The 14,910-nt window shown below is 63.9% G+C and carries 15 protein-coding genes and 1 tRNA gene; 5 read left to right on the top strand and 11 right to left on the bottom strand.

The genetic code is table 11. The annotated features are described in order from the left end of the window. The first annotated feature begins 89 nt into the window (after positions 1-89). A complete protein-coding gene (locus AC0ZZU_RS20970; RefSeq protein WP_476343206.1) occupies positions 90-1,154 on the top strand; it encodes a glycerophosphodiester phosphodiesterase in 1,065 nt (354 codons plus the stop codon). A gap of 127 nt (positions 1,155-1,281) precedes the next feature. Here the strand turns inward: AC0ZZU_RS20970 and AC0ZZU_RS20965 are convergent. The 4 genes from AC0ZZU_RS20965 to AC0ZZU_RS20950 form a co-directional block, all read right to left on the bottom strand. Next, positions 1,282-1,355, bottom strand: a tRNA-Gly gene (locus AC0ZZU_RS20965). A gap of 118 nt (positions 1,356-1,473) precedes the next feature. Next, entirely contained in the window at positions 1,474-2,358 is an 885-nt protein-coding gene (locus tag AC0ZZU_RS20960) for an alpha/beta fold hydrolase (RefSeq protein WP_476343205.1), read from the bottom strand. Between the two features lie 357 nt (positions 2,359-2,715). Continuing rightward, positions 2,716-3,408: a pseudouridine synthase gene (locus AC0ZZU_RS20955; RefSeq protein ID WP_476343204.1), complete on the bottom strand. Its 693-nt coding sequence runs from the start codon at positions 3,406-3,408 to the stop codon at positions 2,716-2,718. A 33-nt stretch (positions 3,409-3,441) separates the two neighbouring features. Next, a complete protein-coding gene (locus tag AC0ZZU_RS20950) occupies positions 3,442-3,663 on the bottom strand; it encodes a cysteine-rich CWC family protein (RefSeq protein WP_476343203.1) in 222 nt (73 codons plus the stop codon). A gap of 262 nt (positions 3,664-3,925) precedes the next feature. Here AC0ZZU_RS20950 and AC0ZZU_RS20945 point away from each other — a divergent pair, with 262 nt between their 5' ends. Then, positions 3,926-4,381: a hypothetical protein gene (locus tag AC0ZZU_RS20945; protein WP_476343202.1), complete on the top strand. Its 456-nt coding sequence runs from the start codon at positions 3,926-3,928 to the stop codon at positions 4,379-4,381. 2 nt (positions 4,382-4,383) lie between these two features. Here AC0ZZU_RS20945 and AC0ZZU_RS20940 read toward each other — a convergent pair whose 3' ends face one another. Continuing rightward, positions 4,384-5,490 carry an enoyl-CoA hydratase/isomerase family protein gene (locus AC0ZZU_RS20940; RefSeq protein ID WP_476343201.1) on the bottom strand — a complete coding sequence of 369 codons (1,107 nt, stop codon included), beginning with the start codon at positions 5,488-5,490 and terminating at the stop codon, positions 4,384-4,386. A 128-nt stretch (positions 5,491-5,618) separates the two neighbouring features. Between AC0ZZU_RS20940 and ung the strand changes: the two genes are divergently transcribed. After that, positions 5,619-6,314 (top strand): uracil-DNA glycosylase, encoded by a 696-nt coding sequence (gene ung, locus AC0ZZU_RS20935; protein ID WP_476343200.1) that lies wholly within the window; start codon positions 5,619-5,621, stop codon positions 6,312-6,314. Here ung and AC0ZZU_RS20930 read toward each other — a convergent pair. The 5 genes from AC0ZZU_RS20930 to AC0ZZU_RS20910 all read right to left on the bottom strand — a co-directional run bounded on the left by AC0ZZU_RS20930 (position 6,287) and on the right by AC0ZZU_RS20910 (position 11,836). Beyond that, positions 6,287-7,363, bottom strand: a complete 1,077-nt coding sequence (locus tag AC0ZZU_RS20930; RefSeq protein WP_476343199.1) for an AbrB family transcriptional regulator — start codon at positions 7,361-7,363, stop codon at positions 6,287-6,289. The genes ung and AC0ZZU_RS20930 overlap by 28 nt on opposite strands. Beyond that, positions 7,356-8,870 carry a tripartite tricarboxylate transporter permease gene (locus AC0ZZU_RS20925; protein ID WP_476343198.1) on the bottom strand — a complete coding sequence of 505 codons (1,515 nt, stop codon included), beginning with the start codon at positions 8,868-8,870 and terminating at the stop codon, positions 7,356-7,358. Before AC0ZZU_RS20925 ends, AC0ZZU_RS20930 begins: the two co-directional genes overlap by 8 nt. 3 nt (positions 8,871-8,873) lie before the next feature. Continuing rightward, positions 8,874-9,332, bottom strand: coding sequence for a tripartite tricarboxylate transporter TctB family protein (locus AC0ZZU_RS20920; protein WP_476343197.1), 459 nt, complete (start codon positions 9,330-9,332; stop codon positions 8,874-8,876). A gap of 204 nt (positions 9,333-9,536) precedes the next feature. Then, complete coding sequence (locus AC0ZZU_RS20915) at positions 9,537-10,517, bottom strand: Bug family tripartite tricarboxylate transporter substrate binding protein (RefSeq protein WP_476343196.1); 981 nt, start codon at positions 10,515-10,517, stop codon at positions 9,537-9,539. Between the two features lie 29 nt (positions 10,518-10,546). Further along, on the bottom strand, positions 10,547-11,836 hold the full coding sequence (locus tag AC0ZZU_RS20910; protein ID WP_476343195.1) for an OprD family porin: 1,290 nt from the start codon (positions 11,834-11,836) through the stop codon (positions 10,547-10,549). A 202-nt stretch (positions 11,837-12,038) separates the two neighbouring features. On the opposite strand from AC0ZZU_RS20910, the gene AC0ZZU_RS20905 reads away from it, so the two are divergent. Then, entirely contained in the window at positions 12,039-12,710 is a 672-nt protein-coding gene (locus AC0ZZU_RS20905; RefSeq protein WP_476343194.1) for a response regulator, read from the top strand. Continuing rightward, positions 12,703-14,088 carry a sensor histidine kinase gene (locus AC0ZZU_RS20900; RefSeq protein ID WP_476343193.1) on the top strand — a complete coding sequence of 462 codons (1,386 nt, stop codon included), beginning with the start codon at positions 12,703-12,705 and terminating at the stop codon, positions 14,086-14,088. The genes AC0ZZU_RS20905 and AC0ZZU_RS20900 overlap by 8 nt, the downstream gene beginning before the upstream one ends. Here AC0ZZU_RS20900 and AC0ZZU_RS20895 read toward each other — a convergent pair. Further along, entirely contained in the window at positions 14,085-14,891 is an 807-nt protein-coding gene (locus tag AC0ZZU_RS20895; protein ID WP_476343192.1) for an HDOD domain-containing protein, read from the bottom strand. The two genes, AC0ZZU_RS20900 and AC0ZZU_RS20895, sit on opposite strands and share 4 nt — an antisense overlap. Between the last annotated feature and the right edge of the window lie 19 nt (positions 14,892-14,910).

Below are 14,910 nucleotides of genomic sequence, written 5' to 3'. Positions count from 1 at the left end.
CCGTCGGTATGCAGGCAAACGGCGCGACTTTAGCATGTCATGGAGAGTGTGCGAGGCTTGCGGTCAGGACAAGATGGGGAGGGAATGCAATGAACAGCATCATCCACTGGGCCATGGGCACATTGTTGCTGGCATCGACGGCCAGCGCCGAGGAGCTTGAGTCGCGTGCCCTGGGCCTGGGGATTCCGGACCCTGCGGTGATCGCCCACCGTGGCGCCTCCCATGACGCGCCGGAGTCCACTACGCCGGCCTACCTGCTGGCGCGCGACCTGGGCGCCGATTATCTGGAACTTGACCTGCAGCGGACCCGCGACGGGGTGCTGGTCGCGGTTCACGATGACACCTTGGTACGTACCAGCGATGTCGCCGAGCGCTATCCCGAGCGGCGCGACAGTCCTGTCAGCGCCTTCAGCCTGGCCGAGCTCAAGGCCCTGGATGCCGGCAGCTGGTTCAACGAGGCGTACCCGGACCGCGCGCGGGCGTCGTTCGAGAAATTGCAGATCCTCACCCTGGACGAGGTGATCGACATCGCCGAAGGCAATCCGAAGCGTGATCCTGGCCTGTACATCGAGACCAAGGTGCCCGGTCAGTTCCCGGGCATCGAGGCCCAGCTCCAGGCCCGGCTCGATGCTCGCGGCTGGCTCGACCGGCCGGGCAGGGTGGTGTTGCAGACCTTCGACCGCAACAGCCTAGGCCTGCTTCACAGGAGCATGCCGCAGGTGCCGAAGATCTTGCTGCTGTGGGTCGGCAAGGGGGCCATGGAGCCGGCTTCGGGCCAGTCCTTCGCCGAATCCGGCGAGCGCGACAAGGCGGCGTTCTACGCGCGTCAGCAGCCACGGGACCACGCCGAGTTCACCCGCTGGCTGGACGCCGCCGTGCATGGAGGGGCGGTCGGCACCGGGCCATCGGCGGCACGCGTCGGGGGAGGCGAGCAAAGCTATGCCAACCTGATCCAGCCGTGGATGACCCGGCTCACCCAAAAGCGCGGATTGCTCGTGCATGTCTACACACTGGATGCGCCGGAAGACTTCACCCTGGCCACGGCGGCCGGGGTCGACGGCATCTTCACCAACCGCGCAGGCGCATTGCTGCGCCACTACGGGCGGCCCGCCGAACACAGCGAGACAGAGCTGCTGCACAGCCTGGGCTATTAATATGCCGACACGGGACGGTGAGTCGCTGACCACGCCGCCGTTGTAGGCATCCCAGAAACGAAAAAAAGGAGCCCTGGGCTCCTTCTTGCTGACCATGCCGTCACTGGAACGTCATGTTGGAATGTGGTGGAGCGGGTGAAGGGAATCGAACCCTCGTTATCAGCTTGGGAAGCTGGAGTAATGCCATTATACGACACCCGCTTTGCAGCTCGACTTTGTACCAGAACAAGCAGGCGATTAGAAGTCCGGAGTGGCAAAAAAAAGCCGTTCGACGGCCTGTAGGCGTTGTTTGCAGGCGCGCTACAGGTCGTCGGGTCGCTCAGATGGCCAATGCATGATGACCCTGTACGTAATGACTGCGCTGGCGGTTTTCACGGGCAGTCGGTTTGAGGAAGCCCAACAGTACGTTGCGCGTGTCTTCGCTGGCAGCCTTGTGTTCCAGGTCAAGGAAGTGGCCGGCACCGCGGATCTCGCTGAAATGACTGTTGCGCACGTGGGTCTTGAACTGCCGGGCATCTTCGACGGTGGTGTACTCGTCGCGGTCGCCGTTGATGAACAGCACCGGGATGTCGATGGTGGCGGCGCTGCCGAGCGCGCGGGTCAGCTCCTGGCTGAGCACTTCACTGATGTGGAAGTGCATCTGGGCGTACTCGTGGCTGTCCAGGCTGCTGACATGCCGGTAGTTGAAACGCTTGTACAGGGAGGGCAGGTGCTTGCCGATGGTGTCGTTGACCAGATTGCCGACCTGATAGCGATCGCAGGCACCGAGGTACTGGGAACCGCGTTCCAGGTAGTCCCGCATCGGCGCATTGAGCACCGGCGAGAACGAGCTGACCACGGCCTTTTTCACCTGCCGGGGTTTCTGCGCCAGCGCCAGCATGGTGCAGGCACCGCCCCAGGAGAAGGACATGACGTGGTCGGCGCCAAAGTGGTCGATCAGTTCAAGCAGGACCTGCGCCTCGGTCTCCTTGGTCAGCAGGCGTTCGTGGCGGTTGTGCGGCTTGGACTGGCCAGCGTAGGGCTGGTCATAGAGCACGACGTTGAACTGCGGATACAGGCTGCGCATTGTCTGAGCGAACGAGGCGGTGGTGGCAAGCGAGCCGTTGACCAGAATGATGGTCTTGTCGGCGCCTTGCGCGCGGTAGAACTCCGTATAAACCCGATACTGACCTTGTAGATCAAGTACTGCAATTTCTGGCCTCATGTCATCGACTCCTGGCGCAAAAAAAGGGTGTTCGTGTCACCCACGGTGCACGATCTTTATGACAGGTAGGCATACGCCTTGAAGTACTACGGGGGCCCAGTGTCGATCCCTGAGAAGCGTGGTCGACGAGTCTTGTTATTCGCGGGCAATTCGCCGTGCACCGGTGCTTCTGGGCATCGGTTGACCGGCGAAAGGCGTCTTGGACTGCGATTGTGACTGGGGAGTCACATGCGGACTGACGAGTTGGATTCAAGCAGCAGGGTCGGGAATTCGCAAGTGCCGTTGAGGAGATATGGAATAAAAAACCGCCAGGCGGTTGTCAGGCGGTATACCAGCATACGCGGGGCCGCAAGGACTTCAGACCGACGCGGCTTCGTCAGGCGTCAGAGACCGGAATGCGCCAGGCGCCAATGCCGGATCCAGCACCAGTGGCCCCATGCTTTCTCGATGCAATCCAATCACCTTGTTATCGAAATGGCCGAACATTCGTTTGACTTGGTGGTAGCGCCCTTCAACGATTGTCAGGCGTGCCTGACGAGGGCCGAGCAGTGTCAGTTCGGCGGGGAGGGTGGTGAGGTCCTCGAAGGCGAAATAGAACCCTTCACGAAACTTCTCGGCATAGTGAGCGCCGATCTCGTCCTCGGTCTCGACATGGTAGACCTTGGGCAGCTTGGTGCTGGGCTGGGTCAGACGGCGGGACCACAGGCCGTCGTTGGTCAGCAGCATCAGGCCGGTGGTGTTGTAGTCCAGCCGGCCGGCGATATGCAGGTCATCACGCAATTCGGCGGGCAGCAGGTCGAGCACGGTGGGGTGCTGGGGGTCCTGGGTCGCGCTCACGCAGCCCGCAGGCTTGTGCAGCATCAGGTAACGTGCCGGGCGCCCGGCCTGCAGCACCTGACCGTCGACTTCGATTCGGCTGAAAGGCCGAACCTCGAGGCGCGGATCGGCCACGGACTGGCCATCGACGCGCACCCGACGTTGCACCAGAAGCAGGCGTATCTGCTGACGGTTGAAGCAGGGCAGGTTGCCGAGAAAACGGTCGAGGCGCATGGAGATCTGGGTCGGGCAGGCGGAGCAGGCAGTCTACCGGGTCGGCCGGTTTTTCGCTGCCCGCAGTTGCTCATCGACCGCCGCGCAGCGGGGGCAGAGGCACGACCTGTCGCGTAGCGCGCCTGGCAACGCTTCGAGCACTGCGGGATCGATGTCTACCCCAAAGCACCAGCATGGCTGTGTGGCGGTGCGGGGGTCGGCCAGGCTGCACTGGTTGGGGGCGCCACAGGCGGGGCAAAACTGGGTGTCGTTCATCTGGGGGTATCAGCAGGTCAGGATAAATGAGCATTGCGAAAGCGGGACGGCATGATCTTCCAATCATAGGCGTCCGTGTCGACATTCAATGCCATGACTTGGAAAAGACTTGCGTGCTCAGGATGTAGCTCCTTGTTTCAATTTGTTGCGTGAACCGCACTGCACGAGTCAGTCGATGTCTTAATCCATGTCGATGAACGCTTGTCAGTCGACGCCTGCCAGCGCCGCTGGGCCAGGCACGCAAGCGGTCCGGGAGGCCGCCATGTATTACCGAATCCTGTTGATTGCATTGTTGGGCCTGCTCACCACTGCGTGCGTCCCCTACGGAGGAAGCGGTTACTACCGCACCGAGTACTACACCGCTGATCGCTACGACTCACAGCGCTACTACCGCCCGGGCTACTACAACCGCGGCTACTACGTAGCGCCACAGCCACGCTACTACTACAGCCCGCCAGCCCGCTACTACCGGCCTGCACCGGTGCCGCGCTACCAGCCGTACCCACCGCCGGGTGTGCAGGGCAATTGGCAGGGCCACCCGCGCTACGACCATCACTACAACAGCGATCGTCAGCGCTACGACTACAACCGTGACCGTCAGCGCCACGACTACCGCAACGACCGCCGCTACCAGGATGATCGGCGCCAGCAAGACGGCCGTGGCATGCGCGGCCAGCCGCACGATGGCCGTCGTGACGGGCGCAACTGGCAGCGCTGATGTCAGCCAAGGTCAGCCAGCGGATGGCGGCCTTCCCACACTTTACTGAAGTGCGCATCGACCACTGCTTCGGGCACCTGCGCGATATCCGGCCAATGCCAGCGTGGCTGGTTGTCCTTGTCGATCAGGCGGGCGCGCACGCCTTCGCTGAACTCCGGATGACGGCAGCAGTTCAGGCTCATCGCATATTCCATCTGCAGCACCTGGCCCAATGACAGGTGGCGGGCGCGGTTGACCTGTTCCCAGACCAGCCGACCTGTCAGCGGGCAGCCTTGGTGCACTCGCTCGCAGGCTTCGGCCAGCAGCGGGTCGTCATGCTGGCGCAGGCCGCACAACGCTCGCCACGCGCCGACGGGGTCAGCCACATCCAGCAGCTCGTCGATCACCGCACGGCGAGGCAGCCATTGCGCCTCGGGCAGGTCGGCGAAGGCGCGGTGCTGCTCGGCCTTGAGCAGGCTGTTGAGTTGCAGGCGGGTCTGCTCCTGCCAGTTGAGCTGGAGCAGTTCCTCGACCAGCGCTTCCTGCTGCTGCTCGCCCAGAAAACGGTCCGCCAGGCCAAGGTCGAGCGCATCGCGGGCGTTGATGGGGGAGCCGGTGAGGGCGAGAAACAGCCCGAGCTTGCCGGGCAGGCGGGAGAGGAACCAGCTGGCGCCAACATCCGGGTACAGGCCGATGCTGATCTCGGGCATCGCCAGCCGGCTGCTGGGGGTGACAATGCGCACACTGGCACCCTGCAGCAGGCCCATGCCGCCGCCGAGCACATGGCCGTGGCCCCAGCACAGCAAAGGCTTGGGGTAAGTGTGCAAGCGATAGTCGAGACGGTATTCGGCGGCAAAGAACGTGGCTGCAAGCGCGGGTACCGTGCCGCGGTGCTCCAGGCAGGCCTGAGCCAGTCCGCGCACGTCGCCCCCGGCGCAAAATGCCTTGGGGCCGGCGCCGCGCAGCAGCACGCAGACGATGCCAGGGTCACTTGCCCACGCCTGCAGCTGTTCGTCGAGCACTTCGATCATCGGCAGGGTCAAGGCGTTCAGCGCCTTGGGTGAATTCAGGGTGGCGATGCCGATTCGTGCGCCATCGACACCTGTCAGTACTTCGCAATCGATAGACATGGATAACCTCACTGACGTTATCCGCACAAGTATGGCCTGCCATGCCGATCATGCCGGTCGTCGGTCGGATCGATTGACAACGCTCGGCAGCTTTCCTAGTGTCGCGCCCATTGTTTACGGACGACCCCATGACTGACGACGATCGCATCAAACTCGAACCGAGCTGGAAGGCCGCGCTGCGCGACCAGTTCGAGCAGCCCTACATGCAACAGCTGCGGGATTTCCTGCGCCAGGAACACGCAGCCGGCAAGGAAATCTATCCGCCCGGACCGCTGATATTCAACGCGCTCAATTCCACCCCGCTCGACCAGGTCAAGGTGGTGATTCTTGGTCAGGATCCATACCACGGGCCAGGCCAGGCCCATGGGCTGTGCTTCTCGGTGCAGCCGGGCATCGCCACGCCGCCGTCGCTGGTCAATATCTACAAGGAAATGCAGCGCGACCTCAACATTCCCATCGCTCGCCATGGCTGCCTGCAAAGCTGGGCAGACCAGGGTGTGCTGCTGCTCAACACCACCATGACCGTCGAACGGGCCAATGCTGCGTCCCACGCCAACAAGGGCTGGCAATTCTTTACCGACCGGATCATCCAGGTGATCAGCGAGCAGCGCTCGGATGTGGTGTTCCTGCTGTGGGGTTCGCATGCTCAGAGCAAGCAGAAGCTGATCGACGGGACGAAGCACCTGATTCTGAAGTCGGTGCATCCGTCGCCGCTGTCAGCGTATCGCGGGTTCCTGGGGTGCGGGCATTTCAGCCAGGCCAACCGGTTTCTCGAGCAGCGCGGGCTGGCCCCGGTTCAGTGGGAATTGCCGGAGTCGGCCTGATCCTTGTCGGGGGCGCCGCTACTGGGTACCCGGTTCCAGTACCTGAACAACGGCTCCGCGAGAAACAGGACGAACAGCAACCGCATGACCTGCATCGCGGTGACCAGCGGCACCGACAGCTCCAGCGTTTCGGCGGTCAGGCTCATCTCGGCGATGCCGCCGGGCATCATGCCCAAGGTCAGCGAGCGCAGATCCAGTCCGGTCAGGCTGCTCAGCACCCAGGCGGCGCTCGCGGCAATCAGCATGCTCAAGGCCGTCGCAACCAATGTCCGGCCAAGAAATGACGGGGCCCGGCGGAAGAACGCACGGTTGAAGTGGCAGGCCAGTCCGCTGCCGATCAACCATTGGCCGATCTGGCTGGCGCCATCGGGCAAGGCGATCTGCAGGTTGCCCGTCAGGCTGATACCGGCCGCTACCAGCAGCGGCCCGAACAGCCACGGGTTCGGTTGACGCAGGCGCTGCCAGAGCAAGGCGCAGAGCACCGCCAGCGGAGCGATCAGCGCCAGCCAGCCCCAGCTGACACTCCCTGAGTGGCTCAGCGAGACGCCATCACCCAGCAGAAACTTGAAGATCGCCGGTACGCACAGAACTACCGCCAGCACCCGCAGGCTCTGTGCCGCGGCGACCTGGCTGAGCACCGCGCCATTGCGCGCGCCCAGGTTGACCATCTCACCCGAGCCGCCGGGCATGCTGGAGAAAAACGCGGTGGCGCGGTCTTCCCCGGTACGCCGCAGCAGCCATACGCCAAAGACGCTGGACACGCTGGTCAACAGCGCGCCGAAGAAGATGAGGGCGAAGTGGCTGCCGACCTGCTCGATGACCATTGGGGTGAAGTGCAGGCCGATACCGATGCCGATGATCCACTGGCCGCATTTGCGGCCACCAGGAATTTCGCTGAGCTGCCAGGGCGTCAGGCAGCGCACGACGATGATCGCCAGCAACGAGCCGACCATCCACGGCAGTGGCCAGCCGACCTGGCTGGCGAGATAACCGCCCGCCAGGCCGACCAGCCCCGTTGCCCAATACAATGCAGGCAATCTGTCAGACATCGGCCAGGGCACGGCGTTGCTGCACGCGGCGGCGCCAGATGCGCAGCAGCGGCAGGGTCAGCATGCAGATCGTCAGGGCCCAAACGGACATGCTGATCGGGCTGGCCCAGAGGATGTCCAGCTCGCCGTTGGAGATCGACAGCGCACGGCGCAGGTTCTGCTCCATCAGGCCACCGAGGATGAACCCCAGCAGGATCGGCGACAGCGGGAAGTCCAGCTTGCGCAGGATGTAGCCCATGATGCCGATGCCGACCATCAGGAACAGGTCGAAGGTGGTTGCGTGGACTGCGTAGACACCGATCCCGGTGATGATCGCGATCACCGGCACCAGCGCCCAGTTCGGCACGGCAAGGATGCGGGTGAAGATGCGGATCATCGGGATGTTCAGGATCACCAGCATGATGTTCGCGACGAACAGCGAGGCGATCAGGCCCCAGACGATGTCGGGCTGCTGTTGGAACAGCATCGGGCCTGGGGTGATGTTGTACAGGGTCAGCGCGCCGATCATCACTGCGGTGGTGCCGGAGCCGGGTACGCCCAGGGTCAGCATGGGTACGAGCGCGCCGCAGCACGAGGCGCCAATGGCGGTTTCAGGCGCGGCCAGGCCACGCTTGTCGCCCTTGCCGAACGTGCCCGAAGCGCCCGCGATGCGTTTTTCGGTCATGTACGCCACGGCACTGGCCAGGGTCGCGCCCGCGCCGGGCAGCACGCCCATGATGAAGCCAAGCAGGCCGCAGCGGATATTGACCGCGAACACCGAGGCCGCTTCCTTCACGTTGAACAGCATACGTCCGGTGGCCTTGACCGCCTGGTGACCGTGATGGGTTTTCTCGATCAGCAACAGAATCTCGCTGATCGAGAACAGGCCCAGCACCAGTACGACGAACTGGATGCCGTCGGCCAGGTGCACGCTGTCGCCGGTAAAGCGATAGACCCCACTGTTCGCATCGATGCCGACCGCGGAGAGGAACAGCCCGATCAGCGCCGCGATAAACGTCTTCAACGGCTTGTCGCCCGCCATGCCGCCCAGGCAGATGATGGCGAAGACCATCAGCACGAAGTACTCGGCCGGGCCGAAGGCGATCGCCCATTTGGCCAGCAGCGGCGCGAACAGCACCATGCCGCAGGTGGCGATGAACGCGCCGATGAACGAACTCCAGGCCGACAGGGACAGAGCGACGCCCGCCAGGCCTTGCCGGGCCATGGGGTAGCCGTCGAGGGTGGTCATCACGGTGGAAGCTTCGCCGGGGATGTTGAGCAGGATCGAGCTGATTCGCCCGCCGTACTCGCAGCCCAGGTAGACCGCAGCCAGCAGGATCAGCGCCGACTCCGGTGGCAGGCCGAGGGCGAAGGCAATGGGAATCAGCAGCGCCACGCCATTGATCGGACCCAGGCCTGGCAGCAGGCCGACCACGGTCCCGATCAACGTGCCGCTCAGGGCGGTGACCAGGTTGTAGGGGGTGAGGGCGACGCCGAAGCCCTGGCCCAGGTAGCTCAAGGTATCCATGTGTCAGTTCTCCAGAACATCAAGCAGGCCGAGGGGCAGGGGTACATCCATCACGCGGTCGAACAGCCAGTAGAGGAACAGGCTCATGCCGATCACGATGATCGTGCTGTGCAGCCAGCGTCCACCGTAGAGGCGCGCCATGGGTACGCCGATCAGGATGCTGCTGACGATGAAGCCAAGCGACTCGAAGGTCGCGGCGAACACCAGCAGCAAGGCCACGCAGAGGCCGATCTTGGTCAGGGTTTCGCGGTCGAGCTCGGGCTCGTCGTCCTTTTGCACGATGGGGGTCGGACGGAACGCCAGGTAAAGCAGCGCCAGGCCCATGAGGCCAAGCATCAGCAGGGGGTAGGCGCGAGGGCCTACCGGTTCATAGGAAAATGCGGCCTGGTAGGGCCAGGCCATGACCGCCAGGGCCGCGCAGACGGCCAGCAGGATCAGGGCGAAGATGCGTTGCAGGATCATGGTGAAATCCTCGTGGTGAGGCAGGCTTTTGAACACTGCTCCTCGAGACGGCGCCGTACCTGTGGGAGCTGGCTTGCCAGCGAAAGAGCCGATGCAGACTGCCGACATGAATGCGGTGTCTGTGCCATCGATTCGCTGGCAAGCCAGCTCCCACAGGTCCAGCGTCGTTCTCGAGATCAGGTGAAGTCAGAGGTTTCAGCAGGCTTACTGAATCAGCCCGAATTCCTTGGCCAGCGTCTTGTAGTCCGCGACCTGTTTCTTCACGTAGGTGTCCAGCTCTTCACCGGTCATGGCGAAGGGGAACAGCTCGCGCTGGTCACGCAGCTTGGCGAACTCTTCGGAAGTCAGCAGCTTGTCGAACGAAGCTTTCCACCAGGCGTAGTCCTCGTCGCTGACCTTCGGCCCCAGGTAGAAACCGCGTACCACCGGCCAGACAATGTCGTAGCCCTGTTCCTTGGCGGTGGGGATGTCCTTCATCCCGGCCTCGTCCAGGCGATTCTCCGAGAACACCGCGAGGATGCGCATGTCGCCACTCTGGATGTGCGGCATGGAGTCGGAAATGTCGGTACTGCCGACCTGGATGTGCCCACCCAGCAGCGCAGTGGCGATCTCGCCGCCGCCTTCAAGCGCCACGTAGCGCAGGTCACGAGGGTTGATGCCGGCGGCCTTGGCGATCAGTGCAGTCTGCATCCAGTCCTGGCTGCCGACGGTGCCGCCGGAGCCGATCACCACTTTGCTCGGGTCCTTCTTCAGCGCGGCGACCAGGTCGGCCAGGTTCTGGTAGGGTGAGTCCTTCTTCACGGCGATGGCGCCATAGCTGGTGCCGACCGCAGCCAGCCAGCGCACGGCATTTTCGTCGAAGCGTCCGAACTTGCCCTGGGCCAGGTTCAACAGCGAACCGCTCGACCAGGCCACCAGCGTGCCGGCATCGCCTGGGCGCTGAGCGACCACGGCGTTGTAGGCCACTGCACCGACACCGCCGGGCATGTAGGTGACACGCATGGGCTTGCTGAGGATCTTCTCGTTGACCAGCGCGCTCTGTACCAGCTTGCAGGTCAGGTCGAAACCGCCGCCGGGGGAAGCGGGGGCGATACATTCAGGACGCTTTGGTTCGGCAGCGAGGGCGTTGCCGGCCAGCAGCAGGCAGCCGGTTGCGAGGACGAGGCGGCGCAGTGAAAAAGTCATCGTCTATCTCCGTACATTGTTGTTATTGGTTACCAGAGGGCCACGCTGTAGCTCACCAGCAGCCGCACTTCGTCGGCGTCGCGGGCAAAGTTCGAGCGGAAGGTGGCGTTGCGCAGGCGCACGGCGACGTTTTTCAGCGCGCCGCTTTGTACCACGTACTTGAACTCGGTATTGCGCTCCCACTCCTTGCCCTCGCCGCCATTGGCCAGGCTGACGTTGTCGCCGCTGAGGTAGCGGGTCATGAAGGTCAGGCCAGGAATGCCGAGAGCGGCAAAGTTGTAGTCGTAGCGCGCTTGCCATGAGCGCTCGTCGGCGCCGGCAAAATCATTGATCTGTACGAAGTTGACCAGATAGGGGTCGGAGCCGTCGATGTAGGGAAAGGCGCTGTCGCCCGACAGGTGCTGGTAGGCGAAACTCAGCTTGTGGCCGCTCAAGGCGTAGCTGAACATGCCGTTGGCGGCGGTGTTGTCGATCTTGCCGCCACGCGCCTGACCCTGATCGTCGCTGACCGACAGGCGCAGGTCGGCGCCAAAGGTACCTGGACCCCACGGCTGGCTGGCGACCAGGCCGACGAAGTGCTGGCGGTAGACTTCGTCGAGCTGGGCGAAGTGGTAGCTGCCGGTGAGGCGGTCGCTGAACTTGTAGTCCAGGCCGGCCAGGTCGTAGTGCTCGCCGGCCACGGTACCCAGGAAGCGGCTGTTCTTGTTGTTGAGCGCGATGTCTTCCTTGTTGGTGTCGTCGCGGTCCTTGGCTTTTTCGAGGCGCCCGCCAGTGAAGGTCAGGTTGCGGATCTCGCGGGAGGTCAACAAGCCGCCTTCGAAGGTCTGGGGCAGGATGCGCCCGTCATTGGGCTGCAGGGTCGGCAGCTCCGGGATCAGGGTGCCGATCTTGAGCTCGGTGTTGGAAATCTTCACCTTGCCGGTCAGGCCGAGCTTGGAGTATTCGTCGGCGGCGCGGCCATCATCGTGCGTCGGCAGCAGGCCGGTACCGGTGCGGTCGGGGCTCGAGTCGAGCTTGACTCCCAGCATGCCCAGCGCATCGAGGCCAAAGCCCACGGTGCCGTCGGTGTAGCCGGATTCCAGGTTGAGCATGAAACCCTGTGCCCACTCATCGCGCTTGGACTGCTGGCTGCTGGTGCCGTCGCGGAAATCACGGTTGAAGTACATGTTGCGGGTTTCGAAGGTGGCGCTGCTGTCTTCGATGAAGGCGGCCTGGCTCAGCGGGGCGACACCGGCAAGGGCGAGCGCGCTGGCGATGGCGGAGGGGCGGGTAGGCAAGCGTCGGATAGGCGCGTGCGCCTGAGGCTGCAGTGACAGCATCGTCGGGTGACTCCGTTTATTGTTTTTATGGGTCTGCACCTTTCTGGTGCTTGTTCGGCCCACTACGGGGCCGTAGCGAAATGCTAGGTAACGAACCTTTCGCTAACCTTTCAATGTGAAAGGATTGTTGCAAAGGGCTTCACAGGTCGCCCGACGGGGGTACACTCCGCGCCACAGACCCTGACCCGAGCGGGAGAAATCGATGCGTGTGCTGCTGGTCGAAGACCATCTGCAACTGGCCGAAAGCGTTGCCCAGGCCTTGAAGAGCACCGGCCTGACCGTCGATGTGCTGCATGACGGCGTCGCCGCCGACCTGGCGCTGGCCAGCGAGGAGTACGCGGTTGCCGTGCTCGACGTGGGCTTACCGCGCATGGACGGCTTTGAAGTGCTGGCGCGCCTGCGGGCGCGCGGCAAGACCCTGCCGGTGCTGATGCTGACCGCGCGCAGCGACGTCAAGGACCGGGTCCATGGCTTGAACCTGGGCGCCGATGACTACCTGGCCAAGCCTTTCGAACTGACCGAACTCGAGGCGCGGGTCAAGGCTCTGCTGCGCCGCAGTGTGCTGGGCGGCGAACGCCAGCAGCGCTGCGGCCCGCTGGTCTACGACCTCGATACCCGGCGCTTCAGCCTGGGCGATGATCTGCTGACCCTCACCTCGCGCGAGCAGAGCGTGCTTGAAGCGCTGATCGCGCGCCCGGGCCGAGTCATGAGCAAGGAGCAGCTGGCAGCCCAGGTGTTCGGCCTGGACGAAGAGGCCAGCCCCGATGCCATCGAGATCTACATTCATCGTCTGCGCAAGAAACTCGACGGGCAGCAGGTGGCGATCGTGACCTTCCGGGGGCTCGGCTACCTGCTCGAGCATCGCGATGCGTGACGAGGGCAGCCTTCGCGGGCGCCTGTTGTGGAACCTGGCGCTGCTGCTGGTGATGCTGATGCTGGCCAGCGGGCTGAGTGCCTACTGGAATGGCCGGGAGGCCGCCGACACCGCCTACGACCGCACGCTCCTGGCGTCGGCGCGGACCATCGCCGCCGGGCTGTCGCAGCGTGACGGCACCTTGAGCGCCGATGTGCCCTACGTTGCGCTCGATACTTTCGCCTATGACAGCGCCGGGCGTATCTACTACCAGGTCAATGACATCCACGAGCGGCTGATTTCCGGCTACGAAAACCTCCCGGCGCCGCCGCCTGGCACCCCGCGTACCGACGACTATCCAGCCTTGGCGCGCTTCTACAATGCCAGCTACCAGGGCCAGGACGTGCGCGTGGTCAGCCTGCTCAAGCCGGTGAGCGAGCCGAACATGAACGGCATGGCCGAGATTCGCGTAGCCGAGACCGAAGAAGCCCGCGTGCGCATGGCCCGCAGCCTCATGGGCGATACCCTTCTACGGCTGGGCATGCTGGCGCTGGGGGCGTTGCTGCTGGTGTGGTTCGCCGTCAGCGCCGCGCTGCGGCCGCTGGAGCGGCTGCGCACGGCCGTGGAAGAGCGCCAGCCGGATGACCTGCGCGCCTTGCCGTTGGTGCAAGTGCAGCATGAGCTGAGGCCGCTGGTGCGCGCCCTCAACCATTTCACCGAACGCCTGCGCGAACAGTTCGAGCGTCAGGCGCAATTTATCGCCGACGCGGCGCATGAGCTGCGCACACCCCTGGCCGCGCTCAAGGCCCGGGTTGAACTAGGCCTGCGTTCGCACGAGCCGCAGGAGTGGCGCCAGACGCTGGAATCCGCGGCCCAGGGCACCGACCGCCTGACGCATCTCGCCAACCAGCTGCTGTCGCTGGCGCGGGTCGAGAACGGTGCGCGGGCCATTGCCGAAGGCGGGGCACAACGTCTCGACCTCACCCAGCTGGCACGCGAACTGGGCCTTGCCATGGCGCCCCTGGCCCATGCCCACGGCGTGGCCCTGGCCCTGGAGGCCGAGGCGCCGGTCTGGCTCAAGGGCGAGCCCACCTTGCTCAACGAACTGCTCAGCAACCTGGTGGACAACGCCCTGGCGCACACGCCCAAGGGCGGCAATGTGATTCTACGAGTACTCGCTCCCGCAGTACTGGAAGTCGAGGACGACGGGCCGGGGATTCCCGAGCAGGAGCGCGAGCGGGTGTTCGAGCGCTTCTATCGGCGCAGTGCGCAGGGCACCGGCCTGGGGCTGGCCATCGTCGGGGAGATCTGCCGGGCACACCTGGCGCAGATCAGCCTGCATGACGCTGAGGGTGGCGGCCTGAGAGTACGGGTCAGTTTTATCGCCGACCCGGACTAACGCAGCATGCCTCGGGCGACCAGCACGTCGGCCGCCTGCAACTCGGTGCCTTGGGGCAGGTTCAGATGGCGGTAGGCCGGCAGGTCGGTGAACGAATGCTCGCGGTTCTTGCTGGTCAGGGCGCAGGCGAGCTGCACGATGTCGATGTAGTCCATGCGGTCGGTTCGCCTCTCGCGGTCCTGAACCTGGCTTGGCAGGTGCGTGAACTGCTCGGGAAACTCCCAGGACTTGAGGATCTTGTCGCCCAGAACAGGCTGGATCTGTTCGATGACATGATGCAGGCACACCGGGTCGGCGAGCAGTTCGTTGTGTTCTTCGGCATAGATGAGCACCGGGAGGGCGCCGATCTGGTGCACCAGGCCCCCCAGCGCAGCCTGATCGGGCTTGAGGCGGGTGTATCGACGGCTGATTTCGTAACTGATGCCCGCCACTTCCAGGCTGTTGGTCCAGATGTCCCGCAATTTTTGCTCGACCGCCGGGGAGCGGGCATGGAAGATCTGCTCGATCACCAGTCCGATCGCCAGGTTGCAGCTGTAGTTGATCCCCAGGCGGGTGATCGCAGTATGCAGTTCGGTGACTTCGACAGAAGCGCGCAGCAGCGGGCTGTTGACCACCTTGATCAAGCGCGCGGACAAGGCGGCGTCACGACCGATGACCTTGCTCAGGGCGCCGACGCTGATCTCGCTGTTCTCGGCGGCCTCGCGAATGCTCAGTGCGACTTCCGGCAGGGTCGGCAGGACCAGGTCGTCGTTCTCGATGGCATCGAGCAACTCTGCTTGCACCATCTCGGCCAGCTTGTTCATGGTCTTCTCTAACGCAGTG

The sequence above is a fragment of the Pseudomonas sp. JE3303 genome (assembly GCF_056312565.1).
The sequence above is the reverse complement of the archived record's forward strand: the minus strand, read 5'-3'. Positions and strand labels throughout refer to the sequence as shown.